13 protein-coding genes are annotated in these 14,230 nt (G+C 71.1%); 11 read left to right on the forward strand and 2 right to left on the reverse strand.

Features of this window, described 5'->3' with window-relative positions; all coding sequences use genetic code 11:
- The first annotated feature begins 132 nt into the window (after positions 1 to 132).
- From argC to FB391_RS05510, 6 genes are read left to right on the forward strand one after another with little or no spacing between them, the layout of a single operon-like run.
- Positions 133 to 1,212 (forward strand): N-acetyl-gamma-glutamyl-phosphate reductase, encoded by a 1,080-nt coding sequence (gene argC, locus FB391_RS05485; RefSeq protein ID WP_141893358.1) that lies wholly within the window; start codon positions 133 to 135, stop codon positions 1,210 to 1,212.
- Entirely contained in the window at positions 1,209 to 2,366 is a 1,158-nt protein-coding gene (gene argJ / locus FB391_RS05490) for a bifunctional glutamate N-acetyltransferase/amino-acid acetyltransferase ArgJ (RefSeq protein ID WP_141893360.1), read from the forward strand. The genes argC and argJ overlap by 4 nt, the downstream gene beginning before the upstream one ends.
- Positions 2,363 to 3,262 carry an acetylglutamate kinase gene (argB, locus tag FB391_RS05495; RefSeq protein ID WP_141893362.1) on the forward strand — a complete coding sequence of 300 codons (900 nt, stop codon included), beginning with the start codon at positions 2,363 to 2,365 and terminating at the stop codon, positions 3,260 to 3,262. Before argJ ends, argB begins: the two co-directional genes overlap by 4 nt.
- On the forward strand, positions 3,259 to 4,491 hold the full coding sequence (locus tag FB391_RS05500; RefSeq protein WP_141893364.1) for an acetylornithine transaminase: 1,233 nt from the start codon (positions 3,259 to 3,261) through the stop codon (positions 4,489 to 4,491). Before argB ends, FB391_RS05500 begins: the two co-directional genes overlap by 4 nt.
- Complete coding sequence (argF, locus tag FB391_RS05505) at positions 4,488 to 5,411, forward strand: ornithine carbamoyltransferase (protein WP_141893366.1); 924 nt, start codon at positions 4,488 to 4,490, stop codon at positions 5,409 to 5,411. The genes FB391_RS05500 and argF overlap by 4 nt, the downstream gene beginning before the upstream one ends.
- A 15-nt stretch (positions 5,412 to 5,426) precedes the next feature.
- A complete protein-coding gene (locus FB391_RS05510; RefSeq protein WP_141893368.1) occupies positions 5,427 to 6,566 on the forward strand; it encodes a DUF418 domain-containing protein in 1,140 nt (379 codons plus the stop codon).
- Here FB391_RS05510 and FB391_RS05515 read toward each other — a convergent pair.
- Complete coding sequence (locus FB391_RS05515; RefSeq protein ID WP_141893370.1) at positions 6,557 to 8,197, reverse strand: sulfite exporter TauE/SafE family protein; 1,641 nt, start codon at positions 8,195 to 8,197, stop codon at positions 6,557 to 6,559. The two genes, FB391_RS05510 and FB391_RS05515, sit on opposite strands and share 10 nt — an antisense overlap.
- A gap of 96 nt (positions 8,198 to 8,293) precedes the next feature.
- Here FB391_RS05515 and argH point away from each other — a divergent pair, with 96 nt between their 5' ends.
- Together argH and FB391_RS05525 are read left to right on the forward strand one after the other, a co-directional pair.
- A complete protein-coding gene (gene argH, locus FB391_RS05520; RefSeq protein WP_141893372.1) occupies positions 8,294 to 9,724 on the forward strand; it encodes an argininosuccinate lyase in 1,431 nt (476 codons plus the stop codon).
- Between the two features lie 60 nt (positions 9,725 to 9,784).
- Positions 9,785 to 10,420, forward strand: a complete 636-nt coding sequence (locus tag FB391_RS05525; RefSeq protein WP_141893374.1) for a SatD family protein — start codon at positions 9,785 to 9,787, stop codon at positions 10,418 to 10,420.
- 4 nt (positions 10,421 to 10,424) lie between these two features.
- On the opposite strand, the gene FB391_RS05530 is transcribed toward FB391_RS05525, so the two are convergent.
- Positions 10,425 to 11,015, reverse strand: a complete 591-nt coding sequence (locus FB391_RS05530) for a hypothetical protein (protein WP_141893376.1) — start codon at positions 11,013 to 11,015, stop codon at positions 10,425 to 10,427.
- 92 nt (positions 11,016 to 11,107) lie between these two features.
- Between FB391_RS05530 and tyrS the strand changes: the two genes are divergently transcribed.
- The 3 genes from tyrS (at position 11,108) to FB391_RS05545 (ending at position 13,993) form a co-directional block, all read left to right on the forward strand.
- Positions 11,108 to 12,430 carry a tyrosine--tRNA ligase gene (tyrS, locus tag FB391_RS05535; protein ID WP_141893378.1) on the forward strand — a complete coding sequence of 441 codons (1,323 nt, stop codon included), beginning with the start codon at positions 11,108 to 11,110 and terminating at the stop codon, positions 12,428 to 12,430.
- Between the two features lie 9 nt (positions 12,431 to 12,439).
- Positions 12,440 to 13,273 (forward strand): DUF4184 family protein, encoded by an 834-nt coding sequence (locus FB391_RS05540; RefSeq protein ID WP_141893380.1) that lies wholly within the window; start codon positions 12,440 to 12,442, stop codon positions 13,271 to 13,273.
- An 87-nt stretch (positions 13,274 to 13,360) separates the two neighbouring features.
- A complete protein-coding gene (locus FB391_RS05545; RefSeq protein ID WP_141893382.1) occupies positions 13,361 to 13,993 on the forward strand; it encodes a UdgX family uracil-DNA binding protein in 633 nt (210 codons plus the stop codon).
- Positions 13,994 to 14,230 lie beyond the last annotated feature (237 nt).

Below are 14,230 nucleotides of genomic sequence, written 5' to 3' on the forward strand. Positions count from 1 at the left end.
TCGCTCCCGCGCGCCGACGCCCTCTGGGCCAGCGCCGACTCTAGGCGACCCCGCACACGCCGTCCGTCATGGACGTCTGCGAGCGGGCGTCGCCGTCTCCGGCCCCTGCACCCAGACTCTAAGGTGGAATCCATGACATATTCGGTCGCCGTCAGCGGCGCATCCGGCTATGCGGGCGGCGAGATCCTGCGGATCCTCGCCGCGCATCCCGATATCGAGATCCGCACCGTCACCGCTCATTCGAACGCGGGACAGCCGCTCATCCAGCACCAGCCCCACCTGCGCTCGCTCGCCCATCTGACGCTGCAGGACACGACGCCCGAGATCCTCGCAGGCCATGACATCGTCTTCCTGGCGCTGCCGCACGGCCAGTCGGGCCAGTACACCGACGCGCTCGGCGGCACCCCGCTCGTCATCGACGCGGGCGCCGATCACCGCCTCGAGTCGGTCGCCGACTGGGACGCGTTCTACGGAGGGGACTTCCACGAACCCTGGGTCTACGGCGTGCCGGAGCTTCCCGTCGCCGGGGCCACGCAGCGGGAGCGGCTGGCCGGGGCGTCGCGCATCGCCGCCCCCGGGTGCAACGCGTCGACGGTGAGCCTGAGCCTCGCGCCGGGCGTCGCGGCCGGGGTCATCGATCCCTCCGACATCGTCACCGTGCTCGCCGTCGGTCCCTCCGGCGCCGGCAAGAGCCTGAAGCCCAACCTCCTCGCCAGCGAGATCCTCGGCTCGGCGAACCCGTACGCCGTCGGGGGCACCCACCGGCACATCCCCGAGATCCGGCAGGCGCTCGCCGCGGCACGCGCGGGCGCGCGCACCGATGGTGCCGAGTCCGCCCCGGACGAGGGCATCCGCATCTCGTTCACGCCGGTCCTCGTGCCGATGGCACGGGGGATCCTCGCGACGTCGACCGCGCCGATCGCGCCGGGCGTCAGCGACGCCGAGATCCGCGCCGCATGGCAGGACGCCTACGGCGACGAGACCTTCGTGCAGCTGCTGCCGGCGGGCCAGTTCCCGCGCACGGCGGACGTCCTCGGCGCCAACACCGCACTCATCGGCCTCGCGATCGACCGCGCGGCGAACCGTGTGGTCGTCGTCACCGCCGTCGACAACCTCGTCAAGGGCACGGCCGGAGCGGCTGTGCAGTCCATGAACATCGCGCTGGGTCTGCCCGAGGGCACCGCGCTCACAGTGAACGGAGTCGCGCCGTGAGCGTCACCGCAGCCCAGGGGTTCGAAGCGGCGGGGGTCGCCGTCGGGCTCAAGTCGACGGGCAAGCCCGATGTCGCCGTCGTCGTCAACCGGGGCCCGCTCAAGGTCGGCGCCGCCGTCTTCACGAGCAACCGCGCCAAGGCGAACCCGATCATGTGGTCGCAGCGGGTGATCCAGGACGGCGTCGTCGAGGCGATCGTCCTGAACTCCGGCGGAGCGAACTGCTTCACGGGCTCGTTCGGGTTCCAGACCACCCACCAGACCGCCGAGAAGGCCGGCGAGCTGCTCGGGGTGAGCGCCGGCGACGTGCTGGTGTGCTCCACAGGCCTCATCGGCACCGGCGACGAGGTCTTCCGCGCCAAGGTGCTCGCCGGCACCGAGCAGGGGATCGCCGAGCTGTCGGCCGACGGCGGCGAGGCGGCATCCCTCGCCATCATGACGACCGACTCGCGCCCCAAGCGCTCGGTGGTCACCGGCGACGGCTGGACGATCGGCGGCATGGCGAAGGGCGCCGGGATGCTGGCGCCCGGGCTCGCCACCATGCTCGTGGTCATCACGACCGACGCGGTCCTCACCGCAGCGCAGGCCGACGCCGCGCTGCGTCAGGCCACGGGACGCACGTTCGATCGGCTGGACTCGGACGGCTGCATGTCGACGAACGACCAGGTGACCCTCATGGTCAGCGGCGCCAGCGGCGTGACGCCCGACCTCGACGCGTTCGCGTCCGCGCTCGCCGAGGTCAGTCAGGACCTCGCGAAGCAGCTGCAGGGCGACGCCGAGGGCGCGAGCCACGACATCACGATCCTGGTGCAGAACGCGGCGAGCGAAGAGGACGCCGTCGAGGTCGGCCGCTCGGTGGCCCGCAACAACCTGTTCAAGGCGGCGATCTTCGGCAACGATCCGAACTGGGGGCGCGTGCTGGCCGCGATCGGCACGACGCAGGCCGCCTTCGATCCGTACGACGTCGACGTCTGGATGAACGGCGTGCGGGTGTGCTCGCAGGGCGGCCCCGACGCGCCGCGTGAGGACGTCGACCTCACGCCGCGGGCGACCGACCTCGTCATCGACCTGAAGGTCGGCGCGGCATCGGCGACGATCCTGACCAACGACCTCACCCACGACTACGTCCACGAGAACAGCGCGTACTCCTCATGAGCGACCTTCAAGAGACCGATCCCGGCGAGGCCAGTGCCCGCGCGGTGACCCTCATCGAGTCGCTGCCGTGGCTCAAGCGCTTCCGCGACCAGATCGTCGTGGTCAAGTACGGCGGGAACGCCATGGTGTCCGAGGAACTGCAGGACGCCTTCGCCGCCGACATCGCGTACCTCCGCTACGTCGGTGTGAAGCCTGTCGTGGTGCACGGCGGCGGCCCCCAGATCTCGTCGATGCTGGACCGCCTCGCTATCCCGAGCGAGTTCAAGGGCGGCTACCGCGTGACCTCGACCGAGGCCATCTCGGTGGTCCGCATGGTGCTGACGGGCCAGATCAACCCGCAGCTGGTGTCGAAGATCAACGCCCACGGTCCTGTCGCGACCGGGCTGAGCGGCGAGGACGCCGGGCTGTTCGGCGGCCGTCGGCGGGGTGTCGTCATCGAGGGGGTCGAGCACGACCTCGGTCGCGTCGGCGATGTCGTCGAGGTCGACCCGCAGCCCGTGCTCGACCAGATCGAGGCGGGCCGGATCCCGGTCGTGTCGAGCATCGCCCCCGACCTCGACAACCCCGGCCACTCGCTCAACGTGAACGCGGATGCCGCGGCATCCGCGCTCGCCGTCGCACTCGGCGCGGCGAAGCTCGTCGTCCTCACGGACGTCGCCGGGCTGTACGCGGACTGGCCCAACCGCGATTCGCTCGTGTCGCACCTGACCTCGGGCGAGCTGCGCGAGATGCTGCCGCGACTGGAGTCGGGCATGATCCCGAAGATGGCGGCGTGCCTGGAGGCCGTCGAGGGCGGCGTCGAGACCGCGGCCATCATCGACGGGCGGGTGCCGCACTCGGTGCTCGTCGAGATCTTCACCAGCAAGGGAATCGGAACAGAGGTGGTGCTCGGATGACGTGGCAGGACGACGAGGCGCGCGACCTCGTGAAGAGCTTCGGTGCTCGCATGCAGATGTTCGTGCGCGGCGAGGGCGCCTACCTGTGGGATGCGGACGGCAAGCGGTACCTCGACTTCCTCGCCGGCATCGCGGTGGACTCGCTCGGTCACGCCCACCCGGTGTTCGTCGAGGCGGTGGCGACCCAGGCGGCGACGCTCGTGCAGGTGTCGAACTACTTCGCGACGCCGCCGCAGCTCGCGCTGGCCTCGACGCTCAAGCGGCTGGCCGGCACCGGCGACGCCGGTCGCGTGTACTTCGGCAACTCCGGCGCAGAGGCCAACGAGGCGGCGTTCAAGCTCGCCCGCCTGCACGGTGCCAAGAGCCGCGAGAACGGCGCCGACCGCCCCCGCATCCTCGCGCTGAAGGACGCGTTCCACGGCCGCACGATGGGAACGCTCGCCCTGACCGGCAAGCCCTACATGCAGGAGCCGTTCCTGCCGATGACGCCGGGCGTCGAGTTCATCGACTCGACGGTCGAGGCGCTCGAGGCGGCCATCGACGACCGTGTCGCCGCGCTGTTCGTCGAGCCCGTCAAGGGCGAGGCCGGCGTGCTGATGCTGCCTGACGGCTACCTGAAGGCGGCGCGCGAGATCACCGAGCGCCACGGCGCGCTGCTGATCGTCGACGAGATCCAGACCGGCGCCGGCCGTACGGGGGAGTGGTTCGCCTTCCAGCACGAGGGCATCACGCCCGACGCGATCACCGTCGCCAAGGGCATCGGCAGCGGATTCCCGATCGGGGCGATGATCACGTTCGGCGCGGCGAGCGACCTGTTCTACCCGGGCACGCACGGCTCGACGTTCGGCGGCAACGCGCTCGGCACCGCCGTCGCCGACGCGGTGCTCGGCGAGATCGAGCGCGCGGGTCTCCTCCAGAACGCCGTCGAACGGGGCGCCCAGCTGCGCGCCGCCATCGAGGGGATCGGCTCGCCGTTGATCGAGGGATGCCGCGGCCTGGGGCTTCTCATCGGCGTGGGGCTGCGGCATCCCGTCGCCAAGGCCGTCGTCGCGGCGGCGCAGCAGCACGGCCTCATCATCAACGCGACGACTGACACGTCGATCCGCCTCGTGCCCGCGCTCACGATCGGCGACGTCGAGATCGACGAGTTCATCACCCTGTTCACGGCGGCGCTGCGCACCGTCGAGGACGCCCTGGTGCCCGAGACCCCGACGGAGGTTCCCGCATGACCCGCCACCTGCTCCGTGACGACGACCTCACGCAGGCCGAACAGGCCGAGATCCTCGACCTCGCGGTCGAGCTCAAGAAGGACCGGTGGGCCAACAAGGCGCTCGCGGGTCCGCAGACGGTCGCCGTGATCTTCGACAAGTCCTCGACGCGCACCCGCGTCTCGTTCGCCGTCGGCATCGCCGACCTCGGCGGGTCGCCGCTCATCATCTCGACCGCCAACAGCCAGCTCGGCGGCAAAGAGACGCCGTCCGACACGGCCCGCGTGCTCGAGCGGCAGGTGGCCGCGATCGTGTGGCGCACCTACGCCCAGTCGGGTCTGGAGCAGATGGCGGCCGGCACGCGCGTGCCCGTCGTCAACGCCCTGAGCGACGACTTCCACCCGTGCCAGCTGCTGGCCGACCTGCTCACGATCAAGGAGCACAAGGGCGAGCTCGCCGGGCTCACGCTCGCGTTCTTCGGCGACGGAAAGTCGAACATGGCGCACTCCTACGTGCTCGCCGGCGTCACGGCGGGCATGCACGTCCGCGTCGCCTCGCCGGAGTCGTATGCGCCGCGCGACGACGTGATCGCCGACGCCGATCGTCGCGCGGCCGAGACCGGCGGATCGGTGACGCTGTACACCGACCCGCTCGAAGCGGCCGCCGGCGCCGACGTCATCGTCACCGACACGTGGGTGTCGATGGGCAAGGAGGAGGAGAAGCTCGAGCGGCTCCGCGATCTCGGCGCCTACAAGGTCACCGGCGAGACCATGGGCCTGGCGAAGGACGACGCGATCTTCATCCACTGCCTGCCCGCCGACCGGGGGTACGAGGTGGACGCCGAGGTCATCGACGGGCCGCAGTCGGTCGTATGGGACGAGGCCGAGAACAGGCTGCACGCCCAGAAGGCGCTGCTGGTCTGGCTGCTGCGCCAGGGCTGAGAACCGGGTCAGCCGATGCGCGGGCCGGGCGGGGGGCGAGGTCCCTGGCTCGCGACGCGCTGGTCGCGCCTCAACGGCCCGCTGCGCGTCGGCGGTGTCGACCTCGCCCGCGGGCTCGCGGTGCTCGGGATGTTCGCGGCACACCTGCTGTGGATCACCGAGCCGTTCTCGTGGACCGAGCCCTCCACCTGGGCGGCGATCTTCCAGGGGCGGTCGTCGATCCTGTTCGCGACGCTCGCGGGCGTCTCGATCGGGCTCGTCACGGGCGGCACCGCACCGTTGACCGGAGCGGCCATGCGCACGGCCCGGCGGCGCCTCGTGGTGCGGGCGGGACTGCTCTGGCTGCTGGGTGCCGCGCTGATCCTCACTGGCGTGCCGGTGTATGTGATCCTCCCCGCCTACGCGATCCTCTTCCTGTGCGCGGTGCCGTTGACCGCTCTCAGCGCGCGAGTGCTCCTGCCCGTGGCGGCGGGTCTTGCGGTGGTCATGCCGTTCGTCCAGGTGGTCCTCGACGCGCTGCCGCTCTGGCAGACGCGCACCGGCTCCGACCTGTCCCTCGTCCTCGGGTGGCACCACCCGTTCACGACGTGGATCGCCTTCGTGGTCGCCGGCCTCGGCGTCGCCCGTGCCGGCATCACCCGGCTGCGGGTGCAGGTGTCGCTGGTGACGGTGGGTGCGGTGCTCGCGATCGCCGGATACGGGGTGGATGCCGCCACCGGCGCGTCGCCTGACGCGGAGGCGTCGTCGTTCGGGGGAGCGGTGTGGACCGCGCGACCCCATTCGACCGGCCTGCTGGAGATCATCGGGTCCGGCGGGTTCGCGCTCGCCGTCATCGGCATCTGCCTGCTGCTGTGCCGCACCGCGGCGCGGTGGGTCGTCCTTCCCCTGCGCGCGGTGGGGGCGATGCCGCTCACGGCGTACACGCTGCAGCTCGGGGTGTGGGCGATCCTGGCGGCGCAGCTCCTCGGCGACCCCCGTGACCTCGCCGGCTTCCGTGAGCTCGCGCCGTTCTGGCCGTTCGCCCTCGGCACCGTCGCGTTCGCCACCGCCTGGGCGCTGCTGGTCGGCCGCGGTCCGCTGGAGTGGGTCGTCGATCGTGTCGCGCGGCTCGTCGTGCGCTCCGGCCCGGCGCTCACGGCATCCCGTCAGGGCTGAACCGGGACCGCGGGCGCCGCCTGGCCGTTGCCCGTCGGCACGGTCCTCTGCGTCGAGCGCGGCCGGGGAAGCCAGGCGCCGGACTCCAGGTCCAGTGCACGCCGGAATTCGGCGGCGAACGCGCCGTCCGTGTCGTAGTCGCGGGTGGTCACGTAGACGCCGTGCGCGTAGCCCGGGATGCGCGACCTCGGAGTGTCGCCGGTGAGCGCGATGTCGGAGATCCCCGGGCCGTACAGTCTGCGCAGGCCACCGCCGAACCAGTCGCCGAAGAAGTGCAGGTGCGCCGGGTACCACAGGTTCGTCCAGCGGACCGGCGCGAACGCCGCCGCTTCGTGCAGACGACGGGTGTGCCACACGTACTCGCTGCCGTCGTCTCGGCGCCGCTTGTCGTGTGTGACGTACGAGAAGAACTGCGGGTGGCCGTTCGCCTGCGGCCGGTGCTCCGGCGGCCACTGCTCGTCGTCGGCGTCGACGATCTCGCCCTGCGGCGGGCACGACTGCAGTTCGCGCCGCGCCTTCCGCTCCTCGAACTCGCCGGTGTCCTTGGTGTAGATCTGGTCGGCGAAGTTCATGGGACTGCCGAAGCTCACGAAATCCGAGATCAGCCAGGGATGCCCCTTCGCCCGCATCGCGAGCCACAGCGCGCGCTGCGCGCGCCGGTACGCCTCCGGCGACCGCGTCGTGTCGGCGGCGAGAGCGGATGCCTCCGCCTCGAGGTCCTCCAGATCCTGCGGGCTGAGCGACGCCCGGCCGTGGCCCGTCGTCGCCCACAGGTACGAGATCGCGTCGTACGCGATGTACGAGCCGAGGCTGTGCCCGGTGACCACGATGCGGTCGTAGTCCCCGCTGTCCTGCAGCGAGCGGAGCAGATCGACGATGCCGGCGCGGATCTCGCGTCGCGCCGCGAACGAGCGTGGCGATGTGTCGAGATAGCGGACGACGTCCACGAGGTATTTCACGAGCCAGCCGGGCAGCAGCCGGCTGATCGCATACGTGACGACCACCAGGGCCGAGACGCTGCCGGCCGCGATCTGCGCCCAGGGCGGGACGCCGAACCAGCTCGAGAACCCGGGGATCGACACGAAACCCCACGCCAGCGCGAAGGTCGCGAGCCAGATGACGATCCAGAGCCCGCGCAGACCGGGAGGCACGCGCCGCAGCTGCGTCGCACAGAAGGCCAGGAACCCCGCAGCCGCGACCCCGGCCAGCGCCCACGGCGACCAGGCCGGCATCCACTCCTGCGGGAACAGCAGCAGTCCCGCCGCACCGACCACGACCGCGAGCAGCGCCACCGCTCCCAGCAGCTGCGGGATGGTCGTGGCCGGCAGCATGATCCGCCGGAACGTCGGCCACAGGTCGTCCAGACGGTTGCCCTGCATGAGGTGGGCCCAGTGGTACTCGTAGATGTCCGTCTGCACGTCGAATCCCTCGTCGGCAGCCGCGGGTCGGCCCTTCTTGCGGGCCTCGACGATGTGCAGCCGCCCCTCGAAGTCGCCCTGGAACTTCACGGGCCGCGAGTGGAACGGCGCCTCCCGGCAGATGGCCTCGCTGAACGCGTTGAGGGTCTCGACGGGCCTCTGCTCGCCCATGCCATGGACGACGACGACCGCCTGACGGCGTTGTCTGGTCACGATGCACCTCCTCCGAGCCGGTAGAGGTGTCGATCCGCGTCGGTGATACCGGGGAGACGACCGGAGGCGACGCCGTGGCCTCGGTAGGCTGTCGGGGTGAGTGAATCGAAGGGCGACGGCACCAACGAAGGCGCACTGTGGGGAGCCCGTTTCGCGACGGGGCCGTCCCCCGAGCTGGCGGAGCTCAGCCGATCGACCCATTTCGACTGGGACCTCGCGCTCTACGACATCGCCGGATCGCACGCGCACGCCAAGGCGCTGGCCGCGGCCGGCTACCTCACCGCTGACGAGGAGCGTGCCATGCACGACGGCCTCGACGTGCTCGCGCGGGGCGTCACCGACGGGACGCTGCGGCCGGCCGCATCCGACGAGGACGTCCACGGGGCGCTCGAGCAGGCGCTGATCGGCGTCGTCGGCGCCGAGCTCGGCGGCAAGCTGCGGGCGGGGCGCAGCCGCAACGACCAGATCGCGACGCTGGTGCGCATGTACCTGCTCGACCACTCGCGCACGATCGCGCGCGAGATCCTGCGTCTGGTCGACGCGCTGGTCGCGCAGGCCGAGGCCAACGCCGACGCGATCATGCCCGGCCGCACGCACCTGCAGCACGCGCAGCCCGTGCTGCTCGCGCACCATCTGCAGGCCCACGCATGGCCGCTCGTGCGCGATCTGGAGCGCCTCCGCGACTGGTCGGTGCGCGCCTCGGTGTCGCCTTACGGCGGCGGCGCGCTCGCCGGATCCACGCTCGGCCTCGACCCGCAGCTCGTGGCGCGCGAACTGGGGCTGGCGCGCCCGGCAGAGAACTCCCTCGATGGCACGGCGTCGCGCGATGTCGTCGCCGAGTTCGCGTTCATCACGGCGATGATCGGCATCGACGTGTCGCGCTTCGCCGAAGAGATCATCGTGTGGAACACCCGCGAGTTCGGTTTCGCGACCCTCGACGACGGCTACTCGACCGGCTCGAGCATCATGCCGCAGAAGAAGAATCCCGACATCGCCGAACTCGCGCGCGGCAAATCGGGCCGGCTCATCGGCAATCTGACGGGCCTGCTGGCGACCCTCAAGGCGCTGCCGCTCGCGTACAACCGCGACCTGCAGGAAGACAAGGAGCCCGTCTTCGATTCGGTGCGCACGCTCGAGACGCTGCTGCCGGCGTTCGCGGGCATGGTCGCGACGATGCGGTTCCACACCGGGCGCATGGCCGAACTGGCCCCGCAGGGTTTCTCGCTGGCCACCGACGTCGCCGAGTGGCTGGTCAAGCACGGGGTGCCGTTCCGCGACGCGCACGAGATCTCGGGCCACCTGGTGCGCGTGTGCGAAGAGAGCGGCATCGAGCTCCACGAGGTCACGGACGAGCAGCTCGCCTCCGTCTCGTCGCACCTCGCACCCGAGGTGCGCGAGGTGCTGAGCGTCGAAGGCTCGGTCGCCAGTCGCACCGGTGCCGGCGGCACCGCGCCCGTGAGGGTGGCGGAGCAGCGGGCGGAACTGGTCCAGCGGGTCCAGGCAGCCGCGCATGCGCTGGGACTCTGATATCCCGCAAAGATAAGTATATCACTGATATTCCCGGAATATCAGTGATATCCTGATCGTATGCCGGTGGCAATGACGGTCGACATCGTCGGATCGAGGCGCCTTCCCGATCGCGACGCCGCACAGCGCGCGCTCGACGACGCGATCGTACGTGTCGAGCGCGATCTCCCCGTGGCCGAGCGCCCGCTGCGCCCGACGGTCGGGGATGAGCTGCAGGGGGTGTTCACCGACCTCGACGCGGCGCTCGCCACGACCCTGCTGGTGCAGCTCGCGCTGCCCGACATCGTCCAGTGCCGCTTCGGACTCGGCATCGGCGCGACGCGTCTCGTGGCCTCCGCGTCCGGCGACATCCCGGACGGGCCCGCATGGTGGGCGGCGCGTGCCGCGATCGATCACGTCCACGCGCTGGAGCAGCGGACGGTGCCCAGCGCCCGCACATGGGTCGTCGCCCATGATGAAGAGGCGGATGCCGCACACGAGGCCGCGCGGCGGGCCGATGCCTACCTGCTCGCGCGCGACCAGCTCATCGGCGCGATGTCCGAGCGCACTCGTCGCCTGACGTACGGGCGCTGCTTCGGAGTGACGCAGCGTGAGCTGGCGGCGCAGGAGGGGATCACCCAGTCCGCCGTGTCGCAGCTGCTGACGGCATCCGGCGCCGCCGCGGTCGTCGAGGGATTCCGGCTGCTCGAGCCGTAGCGGCTCAGAAGATCGCGAGGCGCACGAGACCCCCGACGACGCCGGCCCACAGCAGGCTCGCCAGGGTGCCGATGATGAAGCGCTCCCGCGCCTCGGCGGCTGCGAGCTCCGAGAAGCGGCCGATGCCCTTGACGGCCACGACCACCGCGACGGCCTCGGGATAGCCGGCGATGATCGCGATGACGACGGCCACCCGTTCCAGGTAGCCGATCACGGTGCCGCCGCGCATGAGGGTGCGCACCTCGGTCTCGCCGGCCTCGGCAGCGGGCACGGTCAGCAGGATGCCGCCGTCCTCGGTCTCGCGCACGCGCCCGCCCGTGGCGGCATCGAGCACGCGTCGGGTGACCGGGTTGCCGCCGAGGACGGCGACGGCGATGCCGAGGAGGGCCAGCATGAGTCCCATCAGCGTGGGGATCTTCACCGGCGAGATCGCCACCACCACGAGTCCGAGCGTCACGAGGGCGCCCGCGATCACGAGGGGCACCGTGGTCGGACGCCGCAGGCTCACCACGATCAGCACGAGCGCCCCGCACAGCACGAGGAACAGGAAGATCGACAGGATCGCGATGAGGATCGCGTCAGGGAACAGCGCCATGCGCGAAAGTCTGGCACGCACCCCGGACCCCGGCCCGCCGACCGGCCGTACGGCGGCGGGAGGCGGCATCCTGCGCTGATAACCTGGCCAGCGTGTCAGAAACCATCGTGAGCGCAGCGGACCCGTCCGTGCGCGCACTGGCACCCGCCAACGACCCGACGTTCGAGAACGTCTGGGATGAGATCGTGTGGCGGGGGCTCGTGCATGTGTCCACCGACCAGGAGGCGCTGCGCGCCCTGCTCGCCGGGGACCCGATCACGTACTACTGCGGTTTCGACCCGACGGCGCCCAGTCTGCATCTCGGCAATCTGGTGCAGCTGCTGCTGATGCGACGCCTGCAGCTCGCGGGGCACAAGCCGCTCGGTCTCGTCGGCGGCTCGACGGGCCTGATCGGCGATCCGCGCCCGTCTGCGGAGCGCACACTCAACACGAAGGAGACGGTGGCCGAGTGGGTCGGCTACCTGCGCTCGCAGGTCGAGCGCTTCCTGAGCTTCGAGGGCGACAACGCGGCGCGCATGGTCAACAACCTCGACTGGACCGCACCGATGAGCGCCATCGACTTCCTGCGCGAGATCGGCAAGCACTACCGCGTGGGCACCATGCTCAAGAAGGATGCCGTCGCCGCGCGACTGAACTCCGACGCCGGCATCAGCTACACCGAGTTCAGCTACCAGATCCTGCAGGGCATGGACTACCTGGAGCTGCACCGGCAGTACGGCTGCGTGCTGCAGACCGGCGGCAGCGACCAGTGGGGCAACCTCACCAGCGGCACGGACCTCATCCACCGCGTCGAGGGGGTGTCGGCGCACGCGATCGGCACGCCGCTGATCACGAACAGCGACGGCACGAAGTTCGGAAAGAGCGAGGGCAACGCGATCTGGCTGGATGCCGCGATGTGCAGCCCGTACCGGATGTACCAGTTCTGGCTCAACACCGACGACGCCGACGTCATCCAGCGACTGAAGATCTTCACGTTCCTCACGCGCGCCGAGATCGAGGACTACGAGCGCCTCGTCGCCGATGAGCCGTTCCGCCGTGCCGCGCAGAAGCGCCTCGCGCTGGAGGTCACGACCTTCGTGCACGGTGCGGATGCCGCCGCCGCCGTGATCGCGGCGTCCGAGGCGCTGTTCGGGCAGGGCGATCTCGCCGCGCTCGATGCGTCGACGCTGCGTCAGGCGCTCGAGGAGCTGCCGAACGCATCGGTCGCGCTCGGGACGCCGGTGGTGCAGGCGCTGGTCGACACGGGACTCGTGGCGAGCCTGTCCGAGGCGCGTCGCGCGATCGCGCAGGGCGGGGTCTCGCTGGACGGTGCCAAGGTCGACGACGACACCGCGACCGTGCAGGGCTCCCTGCCCGGTGGCGTCTCGGTGCTTCGCCGGGGCAAGAAGACGCTCGCAGGCGTGTTCGTCGGCTGACCCGGGCGGATGCCGTTCACTCCGAGCCACGCGGTCGTCGCGCTCCCGTTCATCCGGACGCCGCTCGTGCCTGCGGCGATCGCCGTCGGCGCCATGACGCCCGATCTGCCGCTGTTCGTCCGCGGACTGCCGCTGGCGTACGGGATCACGCACTCGTTCGCCTGGCTGCCCGTGACGATGGCGGCCGCCTTCGCGCTGCTGCTGCTGTGGCGGTGCGTGGTGCGGCCGGCGGCGCGGGAGCTCTCGCCACGATGGATCGCGGAACGACTGCCGGGGGAGTGGGATGCCGGCGCGTCCGCGTCGTTCGGTGAGACGCTCGCCGGGCGGCCAGGCGCGCGCAGGAGCGTCATCGGCGTGCTGCTGCTCGTCGCGTCGCTCGCGATCGGGGTGGTGAGCCACATCGTGTGGGATCTGTTCACCCACGAAGGGCGCTGGGGCTCGTCCGTGCTCCCGGGACTGGCCGCGTCATGGGGCCCGTTGCCCGGCTACAAGTGGCTGCAGCACGGGTCGAGCGCACTCGGGCTCGCGATCCTCGGCGCGTTCATGCTGGTGTGGCTCATCCGACGCCGGGTGGCGGCATCCGCGGCCCGCGTCCTGCCGCGCGGGATCCGGGCGGCGTGGTGGCTCTCGCTGCCGATCGTGCTCGTCGTCGCCTGGGGAGCGGGCTTCGCGGCCTTCGGGCCGTTCGACGACGCGTTCACGCCGGCTCATCTCGCCTACCGGGTGCTCCCGCCGGCCTGTGCGACGTGGGGTGCGCTGACCGTCGCGCTGTGCGTCGCGGTGCAGGTGCTGCGTGCGCGGAGCTCCCGCGAGGGATCGGCCGGGGTGTCTCGGGAGGCCTGAGTGTCTGCCCGGCTGCGGAAGATACTCGTCGCTGCGCCCTGCCGCCAGGCCGGTGGACGCGAGTCGGGGGAGTCGTAGGGTCGCGGCATGGACGAGGAACGGCCAGGTGCCGAGGCCTGGGTGCCGCCGGCGGCGGACGTGACGCAGCTGCGCGACGCCGTGCAGGGATGCCGCGGCTGCGAGCTGTGGCGCGACGCGACCCAGGCCGTGTTCGGCGAAGGGACGGCATCGGCTCGACTCATGCTCGTGGGGGAGCAGCCCGGCGACCGTGAGGACCGCGACGGCGAGCCATTCGTCGGCCCGGCGGGACGGGTGCTCGACGATGCGCTGGCGGAAGCGGGCATCGCGCGCGACGAGGTGTACCTGACCAATGCCGTCAAGCACTTCCGCTTCGAGGAACGCGGCAAGCGACGAATCCACCGGCGGCCCGATGTGGGCAACATCACGGCCTGCCGGCCGTGGCTGGAGGCCGAGTTCGCGGCCGTGCTGCCCGCGGCGATCGTCTGTCTCGGCGCGACAGCGGCACGATCGGTGCTCGGCCGTCCGGTCAAGATCGGCGAGGAGCGGGGGCACCCGCTCGACGGGGCGCAGGCACCTGTGATCGTGACGATCCATCCCTCGGCGATCCTGCGCGCGCGTGACACGGCCGACCGCGACGCGGCACGTGCCGGCCTGGTCGCCGACCTTCGCCGCGCGCGCGAAGCGGCAGACCGGGCGTGACTGGCGGACCGCAGCGACGCCTCTGCGCGGGCCGCGACACGCCCGGGATGCATGGTCGATTCGACGCGTGGGCGGGCGGCACGTAAAGTATTTCGAGTTCGCCCCACAGGGAAGCGGAGAGGCTGAAGGCCTCGACCCCCTCAAGCGGAGAACGATCCCTTCCTCTTCACTCGTTGGAGTGTGAGACCCCTCGGGTCTAGGATAGGGTTCCTGCCCCGGAGACCGCGGTCGCCGACG

Source organism: Microbacterium kyungheense (assembly GCF_006783905.1).
In the GTDB taxonomy this organism is placed as follows: Bacteria; Actinomycetota; Actinomycetes; order Actinomycetales; family Microbacteriaceae; genus Microbacterium; species Microbacterium kyungheense.